The following is a 19,569-nucleotide window of genomic DNA, read 5'->3' as shown; positions in this document are numbered from 1 at the left end:
CGCGGCGATTGCCGGCTTCAGATGCGCTTAAAGGCCTTCTGAATGTCCTTGACAGAATAGCGAAGAACGATGGGGCGTCCGTGCGGACAAGTCATGGGGTGCTCGGTTTTGGCGAGCTCGGCGAGGAGCCACTCCATTTTATCCTGCGTGAGCGGCATGTTGACCTTGATGGCTGCGTGGCAGGCAATGGTGGCGGCGATGCGGCTTTGCGCGTGCTCAAGGTTGAAGGCCTGCTGCTCGCGTTCGAAGGAATCGAGGACTTCGCTCAGGGTCTTTTCGATATCTTCGGCGCGGATTCCTGCGGGTGCTGCTTTGACGGCGAAAGTCCTTGAGCCAAAGGGTTCGACTTCGAAGCCGTTCTGGTGAAGCTCTTCGGCGATCTCGGTGAAGACGGCTTGCTGGCCGGGAGTGAGTTCGACGATCAGAGGCATGAGTAATTGCTGGGTTTCAACCGAGGCGGCTGCTCGTTGCTTTAGGACCTTCTCGAAGAGTACGCGCTCGTGGGCGACGTGCTGGTCGATGATCCAGAGGCCTTCGTTGCTCGTAGCAAGAATGAAGGATTCGCGAATCTGGCCGAGGGGCCTGAGCGATGCGAGCGGAGCGTCAGCGGCCGGTAGATCGGGGAGTTCGTAGTCGCAGCCACTGGTCTCGGGAACCGTTTGTTGCTGCGCGACGTGAGAACCGAAGGTCTGCGCACCGAAGCGGGCGACGGGCACAGCTGCGTTGGCCTCGACGGAGATGGCGTCGCCACCGAATTGAAGGCGCTCGGGCAGCACGGGTTCTTCCTGCGCTTCCAACGCGAAGGCAGGCGCGGTCTGTGCGCCGGGTGTAAGTGACGGCGAAGCCTTCGGTTGGGCGTGAATCTCGGAAATGAACTGTGGGATTGGGCGCGCTTTCGACAATGCCGCGCGGACCGAGTCGCGCACGAAGTCATGGACGAGCGACTGCTGGCGGAAGCGGACTTCGGTCTTCGACGGATGCACGTTGACGTCGACTTCCGTGTAGGGCATTTCGAGAAAGAGGAGAACGACAGGGAAGAGCGTGGGTGGCAGGATGTTGCGATAGGCCTCGGTGAGTGCGTGCTGGACGAGGCGGTCGCGAATGAGACGGCCGTTGACGAAGACGAAGATCGAGTTGCGATTGAGCTTCTGGATTTCGGGCTTCGAGATGAATCCGTGGAGTCGAACTTCACCGGGCTCGACTGTTTGTTCTTCCTCGTCGTCTTCGTTTTTGCGTAGCCACGGCGGTGGCTTAGGCAGCCCGATGCGTTCGAGTTTGATTTGCGCGGCGAGCGGGATGAGTTGGTCGAGCGTCTCGTTGCCGAAGACCTGGTAGATGCGTTCGCTCTGCGTGGCGACTGGCGGAGCAATGAGCAGTGCGTTGGTCGCGGAGTGCAGCTCCCAATGCATCTCGGGATGCGCGAGCGCGTAATGGGTGACCAGCGACGCGATGTGGGAGAGCTCGGTGGATTCGCTTTTCAGAAATTTCTTGCGGGCGGGTGTATTGAAAAAGAGGTCTTTTATTGCGATGGAGGTACCGAGGGGTAGGCCGGCTTCTTCGATCTTCAGAATCTTGCCGCCGGCGATCTCGAGGACGGTGCCGCTTGGTTCTTCGTTGGCGCGAGTTTCAAGGCGGACGCGCGCAACCGATGCGATGGACGGGAGTGCTTCACCGCGGAAGCCGAGTGTCGAGATGCTGAGCAGGTCCTCGGGATTTTTCAGTTTCGAAGTCGCGTGACGTTCGAACGCAAGCATAGCGTCGTCGCGAAACATGCCGATGCCGTCGTCCACAATGTGGATCAGTTTCTTGCCACCAGCTTCTACGTGCACGCGAATGCGCTTGGCGCCGGCATCGAGCGAGTTCTCGATCAACTCCTTCACTACCGACGCGGGGCGTTCGACCACCTCGCCGGCGGCGATTTTGTTGGCGACATGTTCGGAGAGAACGTGGATGCGGCCCATGGTGAAGGGAACAGATTCGATTCAGTGTAATGGATTTGTGGTTGTGGATAGCACTGCGGTGGCGAATGCTGAATTGGTTCCATTGGTTATTTTGAGGCCGTATCCGCGAAATTCCCCGTATAATCCTCGGAATCTAAACGCAGAACTGAATAGACCGGCGCAGACCGGAAATACGTTGAGGATTCCACATCCTGCGGCGGATGCCGCATACCCAAGAGGAAAGTGCATGAGAGCGAAGCTCCTGCTGCTGGTTGTATTGCTCGCGTCCAGTTTCACCCTCCTAGCTCAAACATTCAGAGGCGGCATCGAAGGCACAGTCACAGATGCCTCTGGTGCAGCCATCCCCGGCGCACAAGTCACCGCCAACGATCCCGCAACCGGCACCTCGCGTAGCGCGACGACCGATGGATCCGGCAACTACGTGTTTACGGAAATGCCGCTTGGCGCTTATGACGTTACAGTCGAGCACGATGGATTCCGCAAGCAGGTAATTCGCGGGGTGAAAGTGGAAGTCGGCGCTCCGAACCGCGCCAACGCCACGCTCACTCCGGGCCAGGTGAAGGAAACGATTGACGTCTCGGCAGAGATTCCGGTAATCGAGACGCAGGCCGACACCACGGGCGACACGATTTCCGGCGACCAGGCGAAGGACCTGCCGGTCAACGGGCGTGATTTCACCAAGCTCTTCCAGTTAGTCCCAGGCGCAGCGGGTGACCCGAGCGGTATCAATGACTCGCCTGGTTCATTCGGCATGGTCAGCATCAACGGCAACCGTGGACGCTCCAACAACTACCTGCTCGACGGTACCGACATGAATGACGGTTACCGCAATCTGCCGGCCATCAACGAGGGCGGCGTGTTCGGTACACCTGCAACGATTCTTCCCATAGACGCCCTTGCCGAAGTTCCGGTGATTTCGAATACGGAAGCCGAATACGGACGCAACTCCGGCGCGGTGGTGAACAGCGTCACGCGCTCTGGGACGAACGCGCTGCACGGCAGCGTGTACGAGTACTTCCGCAATAACGGACTGGATGCGCGCAACTACTTCAACAGCTCCGGCCCGCAGGACGCGTTCCACAACAATCAGTTTGGCGGATCGCTGGGCGGCCCGATCATCAAGGACCGTACGTTCTTCTTCTTCTCTTATGAAGGACAGCGTGAAAGCGGCGGCATTCCAACGCCCGAGACAGTGCCGACGCTGGACCAAATCGGCGCCTACACTGCCGGTGGCGGCGTGGTAAATCCCGTGATCGCGAGCCTGCTCGCTCGCAATCCGTGGGGAACCTTGCCGCAATCAGACGGCAACGTGCTCTTGACGAATCCGTTCACGAACACAGTCGATAGCCTGATCGCAAAGATCGATCACCACTTCCTGGGCGCCGATAAGCACGATCTCATCACGGGCCGTTATTACTACGGCAACAGCAGCCAGAGCTTCCCGTTGGCGCTGGTCGGCGGCGGCGTAACTCCAGGTTTCAACACCACGACGCCAACGCGGGTGCAGATTGTTTCGCTGTCGTACACGCACATCTTTTCGCCGAAGTTCCTGATGGAGTTCCGCGGCGGCTGGAACCGTTTTGCGGAGCAGTTCTTCGCGCAGGACAAGAGCTTCGATCCGGCGTCGATCGGGTTGTACTCGGCATCGCCGAGCGCTACGGCGAGGGACGGGGGATTGCCGCTGATGACGTTCGGCGATGGCACTGGCAGCATCGGCGCGAACCTTTCTGTGCCGCGCGGACGCGTCGATACAAACACGCAGTTCTTTACCAATGCGTCGTATAGCACCGGCAAGCACAATTTCAAATGGGGCTATGAATTTCGCCGCACGTTCGTGAATGGCTACTTCGACGCGGCCTATCGCGGCCGAATCCACTTCAACTCGTTCGACGATTTTCTCGCGGGCACGCCTGCGGATTCAGGAAACCACTCGGCCACGGGGTACTCCGCGCGCCACACCTTCGAGAACAACCACGCATTCTATTTCCAGGACAACTGGCGGCTGACCAACCGGCTGACGGTCAACTACGGATTGCGCTGGGATTATTTCGGCGTGATCGGTGAGCAAAACAACCTGTTCAGCTTCCTCGACGTCCCGACCGGAAACCTGAAACAGGTGGGAGCAAATGGCGGCCCGAGCACGCTCTACCCGAAGGACTTCAACAACTTTGGGCCCCGCCTGAGCCTCGCCTATGACGTCTTCGGTACCGGCCATACGGTGGTCCGCGCCGGCTATGGAATGTTCTACGACGCATTCTCGCAGGACTTTTTCGTAGGACAGTTGCCGTGGAACACCTTCAATCCCGGTCCCGCATACAACGCGGTTCCCGGCGCCGAGATTGACTTTACCGGCAGCGTGAATCCGATCGATCCGAATCCTGCAAACCACACGCCGATATTCACCGGCTACGGTGCCACGGATGTGTTCAGCGTGGACCAGCACCTGCGGACGCCGTACATCCAGAGCTACAACGTCAACGTTGAACAAGAGATCCGCAACGGTGTGGCGGTGAGCCTGAGCTACGTTGGATCGCAGGGCCGCAAACTGTTCCGCTACATCGATCTTAACCAGGTCAATCCGGCCGATGGCTCGATCGCGTATCCGCAGTATTACTACGTGAACCAGTTCCAGTCATCGGCGGCTTCGGGTTACAACGCGCTCCAGGCGCAGTTCAAAATCTCGAGCTGGCACGGACTGACCTCGACGATGAACTTCACGTGGGGCCACTCGATCGACAATGCCAGCGACGGTCAGGACTATGTGACCAACGCTACGCAGCCGGACAACAGCTTCAATCCTGGCGCCGAGAGAGCTAACTCTAACTTCGACTTGCGTAAGGCGTTCAAGTGGTATTACACGTACGAACTGCCGAAGTTCGAGACAGCGAAGTGGATCACGAACGGGTGGGCGCTCAACGGTGTACTGTCGCTCGCTGATGGGCAGCCGTTCAACGTGACCTGGCTCGACAACTTCAATTACGACATCAACGGAACGGGCGAGTACTTCGGCCGCCCGGACTTGGTTGGAGATCCTTGGGCAGGCACGCATGGACCGGCCAATTTCCTTAACCTCTCGGCGTTCGCAGCGCCTTGCAACTGGGACAACGTGAACGGTGGCTGTATCGACGGCCAGCACATTGGGAGCTTGAGCCGCAACGCGTTCCGCGGTCCGGCGTACAAGAATTTCGACTTCTCAGTGTCGAAGACGTTTGCCTTCACGGAACGAGTAAACGCTCGCTTCGGCGCGGACTTCTTCAACATCTTCAACCATCCGAACTTCTCCAACCCGGTGCTTCCGAATTACGTGGTGGACGCGGCTTACAACGGAGACGCGAGCGGCGTGGGACATGGATTCCTGCCGATCACGGCGACTCCTGATGTAGGCGGTGGCAATCCGTTCCTCGGTGGCGGCGGCCCGCGCGACATCCAGTTGTCGCTCAAAGTCACGTTCTAACTGGCATCAAGAACATAGGGCCGCATCTTCGGATGCGGCCTTTTTCTCTGCGATTTAGAAGTGGAGGGCGAGGCCGACGGTGGCCATTACGTTCTGCTGGCGGCTGCCGGGGTTGGGAAAGCCCATGCGCGGGACGCCGGAGTTGAAGTCGCGGAGCTCGCCGCGGATGCTGAGGAGTGGCAGGACTTTCCAATCGAGGCCCGCGCCGTAGTCAATCACGTTCTCGTAGGAGACCTGGTCGGTGTCGGAGTTGTGGAAGTGTGCGAGACCGACGCCGACGAACCCGTAGGGAGAGATCGGTAGCTGCGGCAGGACTTTGATCTTCACACCGGGAGTGAAGAAGAAGCCGGTGTAGTGGTCGTGGAGTGCGGCGGCAGGGTCGGTGCGGGCGTTCTTGAACGTCCACGTCAGCGGAAGTTCGAAATACAATCCCGCCACCTCGCCGTTGACGAGGCGGTGCGCGATGTTGGCTTCGAGTACGCCACTTTTTCCGAAATCGTAATCTCCCGAGACGAACTGGCCGCCGTAGGTGAGGGCGACTTCATTGCTTTGCGCGAAAGCTGAAGCGCAGAGGAAAGCAGAGAGCAACACAGAAAGATACAGCAACTTCTTCATTAAGAACTCCGAGATGAATTTGGGTGCTTGGAATGAGATGCAGGTCAGGACGAGGGTGAGGCTTACTCGAGAGTGCTAAGAGAGCCGATAGATCGCGTACTGCGGTGTGTGAAGAATTGTTCTCATGAATTCCATGGAGCGAAAGACGTCTTCGTGGACGAGGTTGTGGTAGATGACGAAGATTTCGCGCGGGCTCTGCGTGAATGTCGCATGGATCTGCTGCAGCACGTCGCGAAGGATGTCGGCGGGGAAGGGATTGAAGAGGTAGAGCACCAACGGTGCCGGCGGGTAGGGAAATTCGCGGGCATCGCCGAGCCAGGCTTCGAGTTCGAAGCATTTTTGCGAATCGCTGTGGTAGCGGGTGATGTTCTGTTCTGCGGTCGCGTGCAGCTCTGGAATGATCTCCGCGCCAATGATCTTCCGAAAGGGATAATCGGCTGCCATTAACAGCGTTCGTCCCTTGCCGCTGCCGAGATCGATGAAGACGAATTCCGAATGGTTAACCTTCAACTCATCGAGAATTCGACGGAATAATTCCGGCTCGCTCGGCTGGTATTGGCCGCGAGTGAAGATCTCTCGTAGGCGCACCGAAAGAGTTGGCGCAGCCCAAGTGGTGTTCACGCCGTGATCGAAGTCGTAGTCGATGTCGCCGTAGCGAAGGCGTTTACGGGAGGGAAGGTAGTCCAGCGCCAACTCCCAGCCGCTGCCTAAGGCGTGCGCAGTGCCACGCAGCACGCCGTCGCGCTGCAACAGACCGCGATACCACGCGAGTCCGGCTCGGCCAAGGCTGGGAGTCTTCGTCACGTTTCCATCATAGCGAGGCAATAAAAATAGGGCCCGCCGGAGAGGCGAGCCCTTGAGGGATTACTGCACGAAGACAGTCGTCGGTCGAGAAAGTCTATTGCCCGTTGGTGCTCTTGCTCGCGGTCGCCGGTGCAGCGGTGGTGCCGCGGGTCAGGTACGGGAAGATCGGTGTGAGTTCGAATGGCATCTTGTCGCGAGCAGAGAGCAGCGGAACTGACTTCGCCTTCGAGATCTCGATGCGGTCGGTCCACGGATCCATCTTGATGCGTCCGCCGAGCGGGAGGGCGGCAATCTGCTTCATGTCGCCGGGATCGAGCTTCGGAGCGTTGCCCTGAAGATTCGCCATGCGCAACGAGCCAGGAGCGGGCACGCCAGCCTGCGGCGTCTCACCCTTCTTGGTCTTGGCCGGAGCGCCGTAAACCACCGACGTTCCCATGTTCGCAGTCAGCAAATTCGGCAGCTGCGGCGCACGCTGCTGTAAAGCGGCCAGGAAAAGACCCGGGCTGCTCAGCTTGTCCTTGTAGGGCGAGTTCTGGAGCAGATCGGCGGCCTTCGCGTCGGCATCCGCTTCTTCCTTAGGCGTGTGCTTGATATCAATCCGCTGGAAGACGTGGTTGTCGGGGAAGAGCATGCGATCGCTGAACGCATACTTGGTGTCGAATTTATGTTCGAGCAGGATGTGGCCCATCTCGTGTGCCAGAACGGCGGCGAGAGAAGCTTCATCTGGCAGCGTATCGAGGAAGCCGCGGCTGAGAACGATCGTGTGTCCGATGTTGAAGGACTCCAGAGGCGCGGTCAGCATGACGCGGCAACGAATCTCGGGCTGGACGTCGAGGTTGTTGGTGACTTCGATGTTGTTGACGACGGTCTCGAGAACCTTGTCAACTTCCCCCGGAGGCGCGACGAGACCGAGCTTCTGCATACGCTCGAGGATGTTGTCCTCGGCTTCACGCTGCCACTGGCGTTGGCTGGCCAGCGGAGAGGCGTCAGTGTTCTGCGTGCTCTGGTCCTTCACCGGATCCGGAGCGTCAACCATGACTTCCGTCAATTCGGAGTTGTTCTCCGGACGGGTCACGTTGTAGCCCCACAGGCGGGTCTGGGCGCGGAAGTTGTAATGCACGTTGCCCTTCTTGTCTTCCGCCAAGCCGGATTCTTCGCTGTAGATATAAGCCGGCAGCCAGAGTCCGGGGCCCATGTTGATGCGCCACGTGTCGAAGTGGAAGAAGGCGGTGCCCTTTGGTGCCGGCGTGTAGGTGCCGTTCACACGAACGATGCTGGAGCCTTCGTCTTCAATCCAGATGCGGCCGAGGAAACGAACGTCCTGATGCTTATCGCCCTTCATGAATTTCGGGCTGACATCGAGGACGATGGTGCGGACGTCGCCAAGAAACTCGCGACGAACGAACTTGAAATCGTAGCGGGCACGGGAGAGACCGGTTGTATCAACAATGACCATCGAATCGAAGCCGTTGGCCATGTAGCCATACTGTGGGCCACCCTTGCCGGCTTTTCCGAAGGTCAGGGTCTTCAGCGCGGCGTTACTCATGCCATTCGCTGTCCGGCTCATCATGTTGCCCTTGTTGGCCTCTTGCGCGCTGAGGTCATTCTTTCCAGAAAACGTCGTGACATCAATCTTCTGGTTTGCCAGGGACAGACGGCTGAGGTGATACCAATCGTTCTTCGGAACTTCTCCGAGCGCTTGGTCGGGCTGCATTTCCTGCAGGTAGGTCTCAACCAGCGGCGTGTACTGCCGCATGTTCTTGACGTACTCTGCCTCTTTTGCCGCCAGTCTGTCGACGACCTGGTCAAGCGCCGTTGACGACGACGACTGCTGCTGGGGCGCTGCCGCGTCGGCTTGCGCGAATGCAGCCGTCGAGATCATGCTTGCCGCCAGTACGATTAAAGCCTTGCTGATGCCACGCATCTTCTTCTTCCTCCCCCAACGAACCCACTACGTAAGCTGGAATAGAATCCTGAGTTTGGCCTGGTAATCCACGGGCTGTCCGCCGCGCTTGGCTGGTACAAATTGGATCTTCTGAGCCGCCTGGATGGCGGCTTCATCGAGTCCATAGCCAAGTCCGCGGGTGACGCCGAGAACTTTGATCTGACCGTTCGCCATGAACACAACGTCGAGTTGAACTTCGCCTTCGATATGGCGCTTGCGTCCTTCTTCGCTGTAGGTCGGCTTCGGTTTCGAGAGAATCGTGAATGGTGTAAAACCGGAGTCTTCCGCAACGGCCTTCTTGGTTGTAGTCGGCTCAGCGGGCTGCGGCGTGTTGAACGCGGTCTGCACTACGCGACCACCATTACCAGTACCTGTGCCGCCTGTACCGCGGCCACCACCACCCTGAACAGCCGTGCCGTTGCCGAATCCGGAGCTGACGACGGTGCCTTTCGCTCCGTGTCCGCCGCCGGTGCCATTGCCTTGGCCGGCGCCTTCCGGCAGATCAAAAGATCCCAGTTTCGCGATCGCAACTTTGCCGGTGTGGCTGTCGCTGGCTGGTACGCCATTCGGGTCGCCGAATCCGCCGGTCTGCACTTCATTGGCATTCTTATTCGCAAGCGTCGGAGTGGCCGAGCTACCGGTGCTGCCAAAGTTATTTGTGTGGATCGGCTTTGCAGGCTTCGGTCCGGGCGGTAAGTCAACGCGCGGAGAATCGAACTTCGGTGCCGGAGGTGCGTCGATCTTCGCTTCTTGCACCGGCGCAGGTCGCGGAATTCGCGTCGGCATCGGTGGAGGCGTGATCTTCACTTGCTGTGGCTGAACCGGGGTGGGCTCAACCTTGATTTTCGGTTGCGCAACTTTCACCTTCGGGGCGGGCGATACTTTTGCCTGCTCTACCGGAGCGGTGAGCGCAATCGTTTCGTATTGCTTCTTGTCGAGGACCTTCGGAGCGACGATTGTGAGATTCAACAAAATCGCCACACAAATTGCCTGAACAATGAAGCTCGTGCCAAACGGACCTTTTCGGGTATCGTTGATCTCTAATTGGCTGAACGGCAAACGCTGCGATATTTCTGCCATCGCGATTTCCCTCAAAAGAACATCAGTCTTGCGCTGGACTAGCGCGTCCGGATCCGGGGGAGAGATTGACCTGGGCTCTTCCTGTTTCCGTTTACTCTGCAAGGAATCAGGGAAAGCGTCTAGTTACCGAAGGCGTACGAACTTGTGCCCCGCGGTCATGGCCAATGAATCTCACCCACTACTTTCGATGTTGCGCCGAATCTGCGTTCGGTCTGGAAGTGACTTTGGTTAGCGGCTTTAGGCGCTGGAAGATTGGAACAATTGTGACAGAAGTTCAGATATCCAGAGCTGAAAAAATCGAGAGTTGCGTCACCTTAGTAACAACCCCCTCGAATGTGTGAAAGCCGCATCTTTACTGCTCAAAAGAGGTGCTCAGGCTAGCTACAACCCCAAACGCCGAAAATGGTTTCGTTTACTTCTTCGTAATCCTCAAAAAATAATTCAATCGTTTAAAAAGAGTGTGTTGCGCACCTTGAGAACCGCGATTGGCTTCCGGCCCTAATCAGTCAGCGGCTCGGCGAGAAGCTTCGATTTCGGTTCCCACAGGGCAGCGCGCTGAACTGTGCCCTAGCAGTTCACTCAGGGGTGCTGAACAAGGTTCCACCCCACGTTGTGAGCAGCTGCTCACACTCTCACTGCAGGTCGCTTGCCATCACGGTCGTCCCGCCGTTCAACGGGCAGCAACTTGGATCTCAGGGCCAACGCCTTTGGAACCGTGCGTTTGCGGTGTTCACGAGCGCAGCCTTAACGAGTGCTTAGGCTTTTGACGATTCGACTCAGCGCGCGCCTACTTGATTTGCGGGGCGCGCGAGAAATTTTGGCTCGATGTGTGCAGAAAATTCCGCAGTAGCCAATTCGTGCGGGGCAAAGGAAAAACGCGCAGGTAATGCGCGTTGTGTAACCCTGGATACTTACTACTTCGCTGTCTTAAGCTGCAAAGCGAGTATCGTGCGGTCGCAGATTTCCGCCGGCGTTCCGTGCGCATCCACGCTCACCAACGCTCCCAACTTTTTGTAAAAATCGATCAGCGGTGAGGTGAGCTTGTCGTAGGCGTCGAGTCGTACTTTGATTGACTCCGGCTTGTCATCCTCGCGTTGGAAGAGTGCACCACCACATTTGTCGCAGAGACCCTCGGTTTTCGGCGGCCGTTCGATGACGTTGTAAACCGCCTTGCAGCCTTCGCAGGTGCGGCGTCCGCTCAAGCGAGCGACGATCTCAGTTGCGGGCAGATCGTAGTTGATGACGGCGTGGAGCGAGATGCCTTCCTCTTTCATCAGTCTCGCCAGCGACTCGGCTTGCCCGAGCGTGCGGGGGAATCCATCGAGGATGAAACCGCCAACGCAGTGCAAACACTCCTTGCGTTCTCGAACCATCTCCCAGACCGTCGAGTCGGGAACGAGTTCGCCTTTGCGCATGAAGTCACTTGCGGCTTTCATTGCCGGGCTGAGTTGGCCCGCGCTCTTGCTGGCGGCGCGGAAGACATCTCCGGTCGACAGATGACACGCGTGGAGCTGCTCGTTCAAGAGTTCAGCTTGTGTGCCCTTGCCAACCCCCGGAGCACCCAGGAGAACGAGGCGCCAGGCTTGTTCGGTGCACGTCGGAGTCTCGCATTTTGCGGATGGGCCCTGGAGCCAGGCCGCACGATGGTTCGTCGTCTCGGTAGCCATGGCCGCGACTGTATTCCAGCCCGGGAGACTTTGCGGTGACGTAAATCACACAACCTCAGTTGGCTTAGAATTGTCTCCGATATGAATAATTCCGCCGTTGCTGCTACCGCGCTCACCTTCGAACAGAAACTCGACCAGCTTGCTGAAGTCGCTATCCGCATTGGATTGGGACTTGCTCCCGGCCAGGAACTCCTGATGACTGCGCCGCTCGATGCACTGCCGCTGGCGCGGCGCATTACCGAGCAGGCGTACAAGGCGGGTGCATCGCTCGTCACTACGCTCTACAGCGACGACGAAGCAGTGCTGGCGCGCTATCACCATGCGCCCAACGAAGCGTTCGATAAAGCACCCAAGTGGCTCTACGACGGCATGGCCGCTGCGTTCAAGAGCGGCGCTGCTCGGCTGGCGATCGCCGGCGCGAACCCGATGCTGCTCTCAAAGGAAGATCCCGATAAAGTAGGGCGCTCGAACCGCGCGGTTTCTGCAGCTTCGAAGCCCGCGATGGAGTTGATCACGCGACATGAAATCAACTGGACGATCGTTGCGGCGGCGACTCCATCCTGGGCCGCGACGATGTTCCCGAACGATTCCGCCGATGTAGCCATCAACAAGCTCTGGGACGCGATTTTCGCGACCTCGCGCGTGGGCGGCGACGATCCCGTCAGTTTGTGGAAGAAGCACGACGACGGACTCCAGAAACGCGCTGCCTATATGAATGAGAAGCGCTACGCGGCGCTGCAGTATCGCGGGCCGGGGACTGATTTCCGGCTTGGCTTGTCGGACGGCCATCTTTGGATGGGTGGCGGAACTACGGCAGGGAACGGACTGTACTGCATTCCGAATATCCCGACGGAAGAGATTTTCACCACGCCGCACAAAGATCGCGCTGATGGCACGGTCACTGCGAGCAAGCCGCTCTCGCACATGGGAACGCTGATCGAAGACATTCACGTTCGCTTCGAAGGCGGCCGCATTGTGGAAGCGAGAGCCTCGCGTGGGCAAGAAGTGCTGCAGAAACTCATTGACACAGATGACGGCGCGCGTCGCCTCGGAGAAGTTGCTCTGGTTCCACACTCCTCGCCGATCGCCAGCAGCGGCATTTTGTTTTACAACACGCTGTTCGACGAGAATGCTGCGTCACATATCGCGCTCGGCCAGGCGTACACCTCGTGCTTGATTGACGGCGATAAGGCATCGGCAGAAGAACTCGCACAGCGCGGCGCGAACTCGAGTTTGATCCACGTGGACTGGATGATCGGCTCGAACAAGCTCGATATCGATGGCATTACCGCGGACGGGACGGCGGAGCCGGTGATGCGTCAGGGCGAGTGGGTGTAGGCCGACTCGCAAGCAGCGAACTCAAATCGCGAGACAACTCGCCATGGCTCGGGAGAGTGCGGTACTCTCTCCCGGTCATGAAAACTTCTGTCCTGAAACTGTTCTGCGCTGTTCTGCTTGCTGCGTCGGCTTTCGCACAAAACGACGCGGCCGCAAAGGTCAAAGAGAACGATCCTCCTGCCGACGTTCCCGCCGATGCGACTCGCAGCACATTCCTCATGATGGGCAACAAGGCCGGACAGGAAGCCGTCTGGAAGACACCTGACGGCGTGACCCACGCGCTGTTTGAGTTCAACGATCGCGGCCGCGGTCCGCGCCAGGTCTCCGATTACCACTTCGACGCAAAGGGCAACGTACTGTCGCGAGTGACGCATGGTCACGACTATCTCAAGTCTCCGGCCGACGAAAGTTTTTCAGTCGACACAAGCGGAAGCGCCAGTTGGAAGAACCCGTCGGAGCAGGGAAGTAAGCACGTCAGCGGACCGGCGTTTTACCTGGGGATGTCCACCCCGCCAATGGATACCGCTCTGCTGGTTCAAGCTGCGCTCGCCAACCATGGCAGCATCGCGCTCCTGCCCGAAGGCGAAGCGCGCGTGACGAAGGTCGTCGAGAAGACGGTTGAGGCGAACGGGAAGAAGGCAACTGTTGCCGCGTACTCGATTACCGGCCTCGATTTCTCACCAAGCACCGTCTGGCTCGATGACAAGCTGAAATTCTTTGCCGGCGGTGGTACTTGGGCGATGGTCATCCGCGAAGGCTTTGAGCCGGCGGCAAAAACGCTCGTCGACGCCCAGCAGGAAATTGACGCTAAGCGAAGCCGCGAGCTGGCACAGAAATTGATGCATCACCCCTCCGGCGACATTCTGATTCACGATGTGGCACTCTTCGATTCGCAAAGCGGCAAACTCATCCTCGGTCAGGATGTTCGCATTTCCAGCAACAAGATTAAGTCGGTTACGCCGACGGCGCTCGACATCAAGGCGACCGAGAGCGTCATCGACGGCCGCGGAAAATACCTCATCCCCGGCATCTGGGACATGCATGCGCACGTCGGTGATAACGACGGTCTGCTGAATCTTCAGGCCGGCGTGACCACTGTTCGAGATATGGGTAACGACATTGACGATCTGATGTCGCGCCGCAAGCGCATTGAAGCCGGCGAAGAACTTGGTACGCGCATCATTGCCTGCGGACTGATTGACGGTCCAGGGCCATACCAGGGGCCGACCAAGATCCTTGCCGGAAACGAAAAAGAGGCGCGCGACTTCGTGGACAAGTTTGCCGCACTCGGATATCCGCAGATTAAGATCTATAGCTCGATGAAGCCGGAACTGGTGCCGGTCATCATTGACGAAGCGCACAAGCACAATATGCGCGTGAGCGGGCACATCCCCGCCGGCATGATCGCCAGCCAGGCGGTGGAAGAGGGCTACAACGAGATCCAGCATGCCAACTTCCTCATGCTGAACTTCCTGCCTGATGTGAAGAACACCGAGACCACTGCGCGCTTCACTGCGGTAGCGCAACGCGGTGCAGACGTCGATGTGAACTCTCAGGCGGTGAAGGACTTCATCAAGCTGCTGCAAGACAAGAACGTGGATCTCGACGTGACCATGAGCGTTTTCGAAGAAATGCTGATCGCGCGTCCGGGACATATTTCTCCGACGCTCGCCTCGGTGGCCGATCGCCTCCCGCCGCAAATTCGCCGCGGCGCTCTGAACTCGGGCTTACCCGTTCCCTCCGGCATGGACCAAAAGTACAAGGATTCCTGGGCGAACACCGAACGCATGGTGAAAGCCATGTACGACGCCGGCATCCCGATTGAGTCTGGAACCGACGCCATGGCCGGGTTCGCCCTCGACCGCGAATTCGAACTGCACGAGGAAATCGGAATCCCGCCGGCGAAAGTTCTTCAGGACGCGACCCTCGGTGCAGCGAAGATCATGAGCAAGGATGCGGAACTCGGCTCGATTGCGCCGGGCAAACTGGCCGATGTTGTATTGCTCGACGCCGACCCGACGCAGTCCACCAAGAATCTTCGCAGGACGAACACGGTCATTAAAGACGGAGTCATCTATTACCCGGCGGAGATCGACCGCGAGTTGGGCATCAAGCCGTAATCCCCGAGCGAACCGCTAGGCGTGGCCTCCTCCGGGAGGCCATTCCATTTTGGGCGGCCATTTCAGGAATTCTGCATTGGATTTCCCGGATGAAAGTATCGAAAATTCGGCGGCAGTCCGGTGCGACTCAGCTACCGAAATCGGTTAGAATAAAGGCAACCCGGACGCAGCCTAAACAAATTCTATCGCGCGTCCTAAATTGAAGAATCTTAAGGGAGTTATACAGGAAATGGAAAAATCAAAAAGCGCTACTGCGACGACCGAGAAGAAAGTCACCACCCGTCGCAAGAAGTCTGAAGTCCCCAGCAATGGCCACACCGAAGTTCTGGCCCAGCCGACGTTGGTACCCGAGGAGCGGATCCGGGTTCGTGCGTACGAGCTTTATCTGAGCCGGGGGCGCCAGAACGGTTCCCACGAGTCCGACTGGTTTGCCGCGGAAGCCGAGCTCCGCAGCCACACGGCGTAGGTCAATTCTGAGCTGAATTAAAACGGTTTAGACCGTCATCTGAGCTTTCGCGAAACTGCGCTTTCGGGTAAGATTGGTGGTGCTGAGGTTTTCGCGCACCATTCGTCCCAATGGGCCGGAACCCAGCTTTCCGGCCCGTACGCGCTCCCCACTGCGACGGACCACCGACTTGTTCTACGTCCGGAGCGCGTATTGAGCCAGGTTCTTCTCGTTGACGACAATCCCGTCCAGCTACAGGTGCGGGAGATGGTCCTCCGCAAAGCCGGTTTTTCGGTGGCAATCGCCACCTCGGCGGCGAGCGCCCTCGTTCTTCTGCGCACCGCCAATCAGCACATTGGACTGGTGATTACCGACCACATTATGCCGGGGATAGATGGCGTGGAGTTTGTGCGCCGGCTGCGCGCCAGCGGCGATCCGATGCCGGTCATCGTATTGAGCGGCCTGCCCGACGCCGAGCGCGAATACGCGGGCCTCGACGTGGCGTTCCGCGTGAAGCCCTTTCCACCCGAAGACCTGATCGAACTCGTGCGTCGTTATAAACGCGCGGAAAACGCCGCCTAGAACGCGTTCGCCGTCTGCATCGGGGCTTTTCCCGGAACATAGGGCCCGATCCAGATGCTCTGCTGCACTCGCTCCAACAATTGCAAAGGCGTAAATGGCTTCGGCAGCAGGTTCAGCCGGCTCAGCCCCAATTCCTGTGCCAATGGTTCGCGTGCGCCGTATGGTGTGATCCAGAGCACCGGAATTCCTGCGATCTCTGCCGAATACTGCAGCAGGTGACGCATTTCCCGTGTCAATTCCGGCACGCCGCAGTCGACAATCAGACACGCAACATAGGGTTTGCGTAACAGCTCGAGCCCGGCTGGCACGTTGTCCGCGACCAGCACTTCGCATTCAGGATTCGCTAATACCGCTCTTACCGTATGAACCGATTGACTATCTTCCGCAATCATCACGACGCGTTGCATCGTCACCTCCGGTTTCAGTGCAGACTCCATCCACTCTCCTTGCGATCCAGTTGCCAAGCGGGTCTAATCTACGCACGTCACCGCGAAAAAAGTTGACCCACCGCTGTACCAATTCGACACGTTTCCCTAGTTCTTACGTAATTCCGCAAAGGTGGAAGTCGTATACCACAACTCGTTCGCTGTTTTATCGCTGGCAAACATTGCTGCTGGCAGGCCTTTTCGGAGACAATACCCACATCCCTGGGGCAACCCCTAAGTTGTTGCTGGACTGGAAGCAAAGACCGCATGCCACAGATTGGTAGTTTCTCGCTGTTGCTCGCACTTGCGCTCGCCATGTATTCGTTCCTGGTCGGCGCCTTGGCCCTCTACCGCAAAGACGATCTGCTCTCTGAGACCGCCCGCCGCGCCGGTATCGCCAGTTTCGTCGCCGTCGTCGCCGCCTCGGCTGCGCTCGTAGTCGGTGCGCTGACCAACGACTTCTCGATGGCGTACATCATGCACCACAGCAACCGTGCGCTCCCGACGGCCTACAAGTTCGCCGCGCTATGGTCTGGTCAGGAGGGCTCGCTGCTCTTCTGGGCACTGCTGCTTTCCACCTACGGATTCGTGCTGCGAATCCGATACAAGGTCGATCCGCAGCTGACGGCATACGCTTCGGTCGTCATCGCCGCGGTGCAGGTCTTCTTTCTGCTGCTGGTGAATTTCGCCGCGCACCCGTTCGCGATCGTCACGGGCACGATTCCGGCGGACGGCAATGGGCTCAATCCTCTCCTGCAATATCCCGAAATGGTCATTCATCCGCCGATGCTCTACCTCGGCTATGTTGGCGTGACCGTGCCATTTGCCTTTGCGCTCTCGGCGCTGATCATGAAGTATCCCGGGGAGAAGTGGATCCAGATCACCCGCCGCTGGACGATGGTCACGTGGCTCTTCCTCACCTGCGGCATCTTCCTCGGCATGCACTGGGCCTACTCGGTGCTCGGCTGGGGCGGATATTGGGGATGGGACCCGGTTGAAAACGCTTCGCTCCTGCCGTGGCTTACGGGCACGGCATTCCTGCACTCGGTGATGATGCAGGAGAAGCGCGGCATGATGAAGATGTGGAACATGTGGCTCATCTTCACCACGTTCTTTCTCGCTATCTTCGGAACGTTCCTCACGCGCAGCGGCGTCGTCAGTTCGGTTCACGCCTTCGCGCAGTCGGGTATCGGCGTGTGGTTCGTATGGTTCCTTGCGTTGACCGCCGCAACCTGCATTGCGATCTTCATGCTGAACTTCCAGCACCTGAAGACTGAGAACCATCTTGATTCGCTCGTCTCGCGTGAGTCCAGCTTCCTGTTTAACAACCTGCTCTTGTTGGTGTCGTGCTTCGCCGTGCTCTGGGGAACGCTGTTTCCGGTTATATCGGAAGCGGTGACGGGCTCGAAGGTCACGGTTGGCGCCCCGTTCTTCAATCGCGTGAACGTGCCGATCGCGATGTTCCTGCTGCTGCTGACCGGTGTCGGTCCGCTGCTGGCATGGCGCAAGACTTCACTCGATGCGCTACGCCGTAACTTCATGATGCCGGCGATCCTCACCGTTCTCAGCGTGGTCGTGCTGATCGCGATGGGTATGCGGCCGTGGGAAGGCGACATCTCGAGCCTGTACTCGCTGATGGGTGTGGCGCTCTCGATCTTCGTCATCGCCACCGTTGCCTCCGAGTTCTATCGCGGCGGTAGAGTCATCTCCAGCAAGCAGCACACCAACGTCTTTGCCGGCATGGTGCAGCTCACGCGGCGCAACACCCGCCGTTACGGCGGATACATCGTTCACCTCGGCGTAGTGATCGTCGTCATCGGCTTCTGCGGTTCAGCCTTCAATCGGGACACCGAGAAAGAACTCACCAACGGCCAGTCCATGCAGCTCGGTGCCTACACGATGACCCTGCGCTCGGCGACGCAGGACGACAACGCTAACTACGAGAGCGAAGCCGCAATCATCGAAGTCTCGAAACATGGCAAGCAGATTGACACGCTGTTCCCGGAGCGTCGTGTTTATCACGCCACGAACCAACCGGCGACGATGGTGGCCAACCGTTCCACGCTCCGTGAAGATTTGTACCTCGTATATGCCGGCGCCTCGGAACGTGGGAATCCGATCATCAAGGCGCACCTGAATCCGCTGGTGCTGTGGATCTGGATTGGTGTGTGGTTCATCATCGCCGGAACCGGCATTGCGCTTGTGCCTAACATGCAAACGGTGCGGGTGATGTCGCCTGTGCGCGCAACGGTTGCTGAAGCCGTGCCCGGTGGTCGCACTGTGGGAGCAGGGGACTAATGATGAGGCTCAATCAACGTTCCCGTCGCGCCTTGCAGTTGCTCGTGCTCGCCCTGGCGATTCCATTCCTCGCGGGCGCCAGCAACGATGAAGCTCGTTTCAATTCGCTCGGCCACAAGATGATGTGCATGTGTGGTTGCGGGCAGGTGCTGCTCGAGTGCAACCACGTCGGCTGCACCATGTCCGACAAAATGCGCAACGAACTCAGCGGCGCCGTTCAGCGTGGCGACAACGACGACCTGATCCTCTCGACCTTCGTCGGCAACTATGGTGGCACCGTGCTTGCCGCTCCGATTCGTGGCGGCTTCGACTTGGTTGCGTGGATCATCCCCTTCGCCGTGTTCATCCTCGCCACCGGTATAGCAGTGTGGGTGGTGCGCGTTTGGAAGGCGCGTCCGGCGGTTGTCGCCGCGACAGCCACACCGACCGCGGTGCCTGAACTCGATCGCTTCCGCGAACAGGCCCGCAAGGAGACAGAATTCTGATGACGACCCTGGCTGCATTTCAAACCCAAGCCGGTGCCGGCGATGGCACTGTGTTCATTCTCTTTGGGTGCTTCCTGTTTGCGCTCTCGTTGTTCGTGTACGTCTTCTATCAACCGGGCGTGGTCGAGCACACTCCGAAGAAAACCCGCCTTAGCTATCTCGATGAGCGTCGCGAAGCCGTCTACGAGAACCTGCGCGACCTCAGCTTCGAGCACAAAGCCGGCAAGCTCAGCGATGTTGACTACGAACAGCAGCGCCAGGCGCTCGAGAGCGAAGCTGCCGTGATTCTGGCCGAGATGGAAAGCATCCAGGCTGCGCAAAGCGCGCCGAGACCCGAGAAAGCATAGACA

At 58.6% G+C, this 19,569-nt stretch carries 15 protein-coding genes; 8 read left to right on the top strand and 7 right to left on the bottom strand.

Going from position 1 to position 19,569, the window contains the following annotated elements:
- Nucleotides 1-17 precede the first annotated feature (17 nt).
- The gene (gene mutL / locus ACID345_RS16625; protein WP_011524019.1) at nucleotides 18-1,961 is read right to left on the bottom strand and encodes a DNA mismatch repair endonuclease MutL; all 1,944 of its coding nucleotides are present in this window, start codon (nucleotides 1,959-1,961) and stop codon (nucleotides 18-20) included.
- A 226-nt stretch (nucleotides 1,962-2,187) separates the two neighbouring features.
- On the opposite strand from mutL, the gene ACID345_RS16620 reads away from it, so the two are divergent.
- Nucleotides 2,188-5,415, top strand: a complete 3,228-nt coding sequence (locus ACID345_RS16620; protein WP_011524018.1) for a TonB-dependent receptor — start codon at nucleotides 2,188-2,190, stop codon at nucleotides 5,413-5,415.
- 54 nt (nucleotides 5,416-5,469) lie between these two features.
- Here the strand turns inward: ACID345_RS16620 and ACID345_RS16615 are convergent, their stop codons facing one another.
- The 5 genes from ACID345_RS16615 to ACID345_RS16595 all read right to left on the bottom strand — a co-directional run bounded on the left by ACID345_RS16615 (nucleotide 5,470) and on the right by ACID345_RS16595 (nucleotide 11,526).
- Nucleotides 5,470-6,030 (bottom strand): outer membrane beta-barrel protein, encoded by a 561-nt coding sequence (locus tag ACID345_RS16615; RefSeq protein WP_011524017.1) that lies wholly within the window; start codon nucleotides 6,028-6,030, stop codon nucleotides 5,470-5,472.
- A gap of 75 nt (nucleotides 6,031-6,105) precedes the next feature.
- On the bottom strand, nucleotides 6,106-6,834 hold the full coding sequence (locus ACID345_RS25700) for a class I SAM-dependent methyltransferase (RefSeq protein ID WP_187148840.1): 729 nt from the start codon (nucleotides 6,832-6,834) through the stop codon (nucleotides 6,106-6,108).
- A gap of 94 nt (nucleotides 6,835-6,928) precedes the next feature.
- Complete coding sequence (locus ACID345_RS16605; protein WP_011524015.1) at nucleotides 6,929-8,758, bottom strand: M48 family metalloprotease; 1,830 nt, start codon at nucleotides 8,756-8,758, stop codon at nucleotides 6,929-6,931.
- A gap of 27 nt (nucleotides 8,759-8,785) precedes the next feature.
- Nucleotides 8,786-9,859, bottom strand: coding sequence for an energy transducer TonB (locus ACID345_RS16600; RefSeq protein ID WP_011524014.1), 1,074 nt, complete (start codon nucleotides 9,857-9,859; stop codon nucleotides 8,786-8,788).
- A 914-nt stretch (nucleotides 9,860-10,773) separates the two neighbouring features.
- A complete protein-coding gene (locus ACID345_RS16595; RefSeq protein WP_011524013.1) occupies nucleotides 10,774-11,526 on the bottom strand; it encodes an adenylate kinase family protein in 753 nt (250 codons plus the stop codon).
- A gap of 81 nt (nucleotides 11,527-11,607) precedes the next feature.
- Between ACID345_RS16595 and ACID345_RS16590 the strand changes: the two genes are divergently transcribed.
- The 4 genes from ACID345_RS16590 (at nucleotide 11,608) to ACID345_RS16575 (ending at nucleotide 16,011) form a co-directional block, all read left to right on the top strand.
- Nucleotides 11,608-12,864 (top strand): aminopeptidase, encoded by a 1,257-nt coding sequence (locus ACID345_RS16590; protein WP_011524012.1) that lies wholly within the window; start codon nucleotides 11,608-11,610, stop codon nucleotides 12,862-12,864.
- Between the two features lie 77 nt (nucleotides 12,865-12,941).
- On the top strand, nucleotides 12,942-14,984 hold the full coding sequence (locus ACID345_RS16585) for an amidohydrolase family protein (RefSeq protein WP_011524011.1): 2,043 nt from the start codon (nucleotides 12,942-12,944) through the stop codon (nucleotides 14,982-14,984).
- Nucleotides 14,985-15,213: 229 nt separating this feature from the next.
- The gene (locus tag ACID345_RS16580) at nucleotides 15,214-15,450 is read left to right on the top strand and encodes a DUF2934 domain-containing protein (protein WP_041855802.1); all 237 of its coding nucleotides are present in this window, start codon (nucleotides 15,214-15,216) and stop codon (nucleotides 15,448-15,450) included.
- 192 nt (nucleotides 15,451-15,642) lie between these two features.
- Nucleotides 15,643-16,011: a response regulator gene (locus ACID345_RS16575; RefSeq protein WP_011524009.1), complete on the top strand. Its 369-nt coding sequence runs from the start codon at nucleotides 15,643-15,645 to the stop codon at nucleotides 16,009-16,011.
- Here ACID345_RS16575 and ACID345_RS16570 read toward each other — a convergent pair.
- Nucleotides 16,008-16,448 (bottom strand): response regulator, encoded by a 441-nt coding sequence (locus ACID345_RS16570; RefSeq protein ID WP_011524008.1) that lies wholly within the window; start codon nucleotides 16,446-16,448, stop codon nucleotides 16,008-16,010. The genes ACID345_RS16575 and ACID345_RS16570 overlap by 4 nt on opposite strands.
- Nucleotides 16,449-16,703: 255 nt before the next feature.
- Between ACID345_RS16570 and ACID345_RS16565 the strand changes: the two genes are divergently transcribed.
- Genes ACID345_RS16565 through ACID345_RS16555 form a run of 3 tightly spaced genes read left to right on the top strand, consistent with a single transcriptional unit; the run spans nucleotide 16,704 to nucleotide 19,566 of the window.
- The gene (locus ACID345_RS16565; RefSeq protein WP_011524007.1) at nucleotides 16,704-18,734 is read left to right on the top strand and encodes a heme lyase CcmF/NrfE family subunit; all 2,031 of its coding nucleotides are present in this window, start codon (nucleotides 16,704-16,706) and stop codon (nucleotides 18,732-18,734) included.
- Entirely contained in the window at nucleotides 18,734-19,219 is a 486-nt protein-coding gene (locus tag ACID345_RS16560; protein ID WP_011524006.1) for a cytochrome c-type biogenesis protein, read from the top strand. Before ACID345_RS16565 ends, ACID345_RS16560 begins: the two co-directional genes overlap by 1 nt.
- Nucleotides 19,219-19,566, top strand: a complete 348-nt coding sequence (locus ACID345_RS16555; RefSeq protein ID WP_011524005.1) for a hypothetical protein — start codon at nucleotides 19,219-19,221, stop codon at nucleotides 19,564-19,566. The genes ACID345_RS16560 and ACID345_RS16555 overlap by 1 nt, the downstream gene beginning before the upstream one ends.
- Nucleotides 19,567-19,569 lie beyond the last annotated feature (3 nt).

Origin of the sequence: Candidatus Koribacter versatilis Ellin345, assembly GCF_000014005.1 — a bacterium.
In the GTDB taxonomy this organism is placed as follows: Bacteria; Acidobacteriota; Terriglobia; order Terriglobales; family Acidobacteriaceae; genus Korobacter; species Korobacter versatilis_A.
This window is presented reverse-complemented; position numbering and strand designations above follow the sequence as displayed.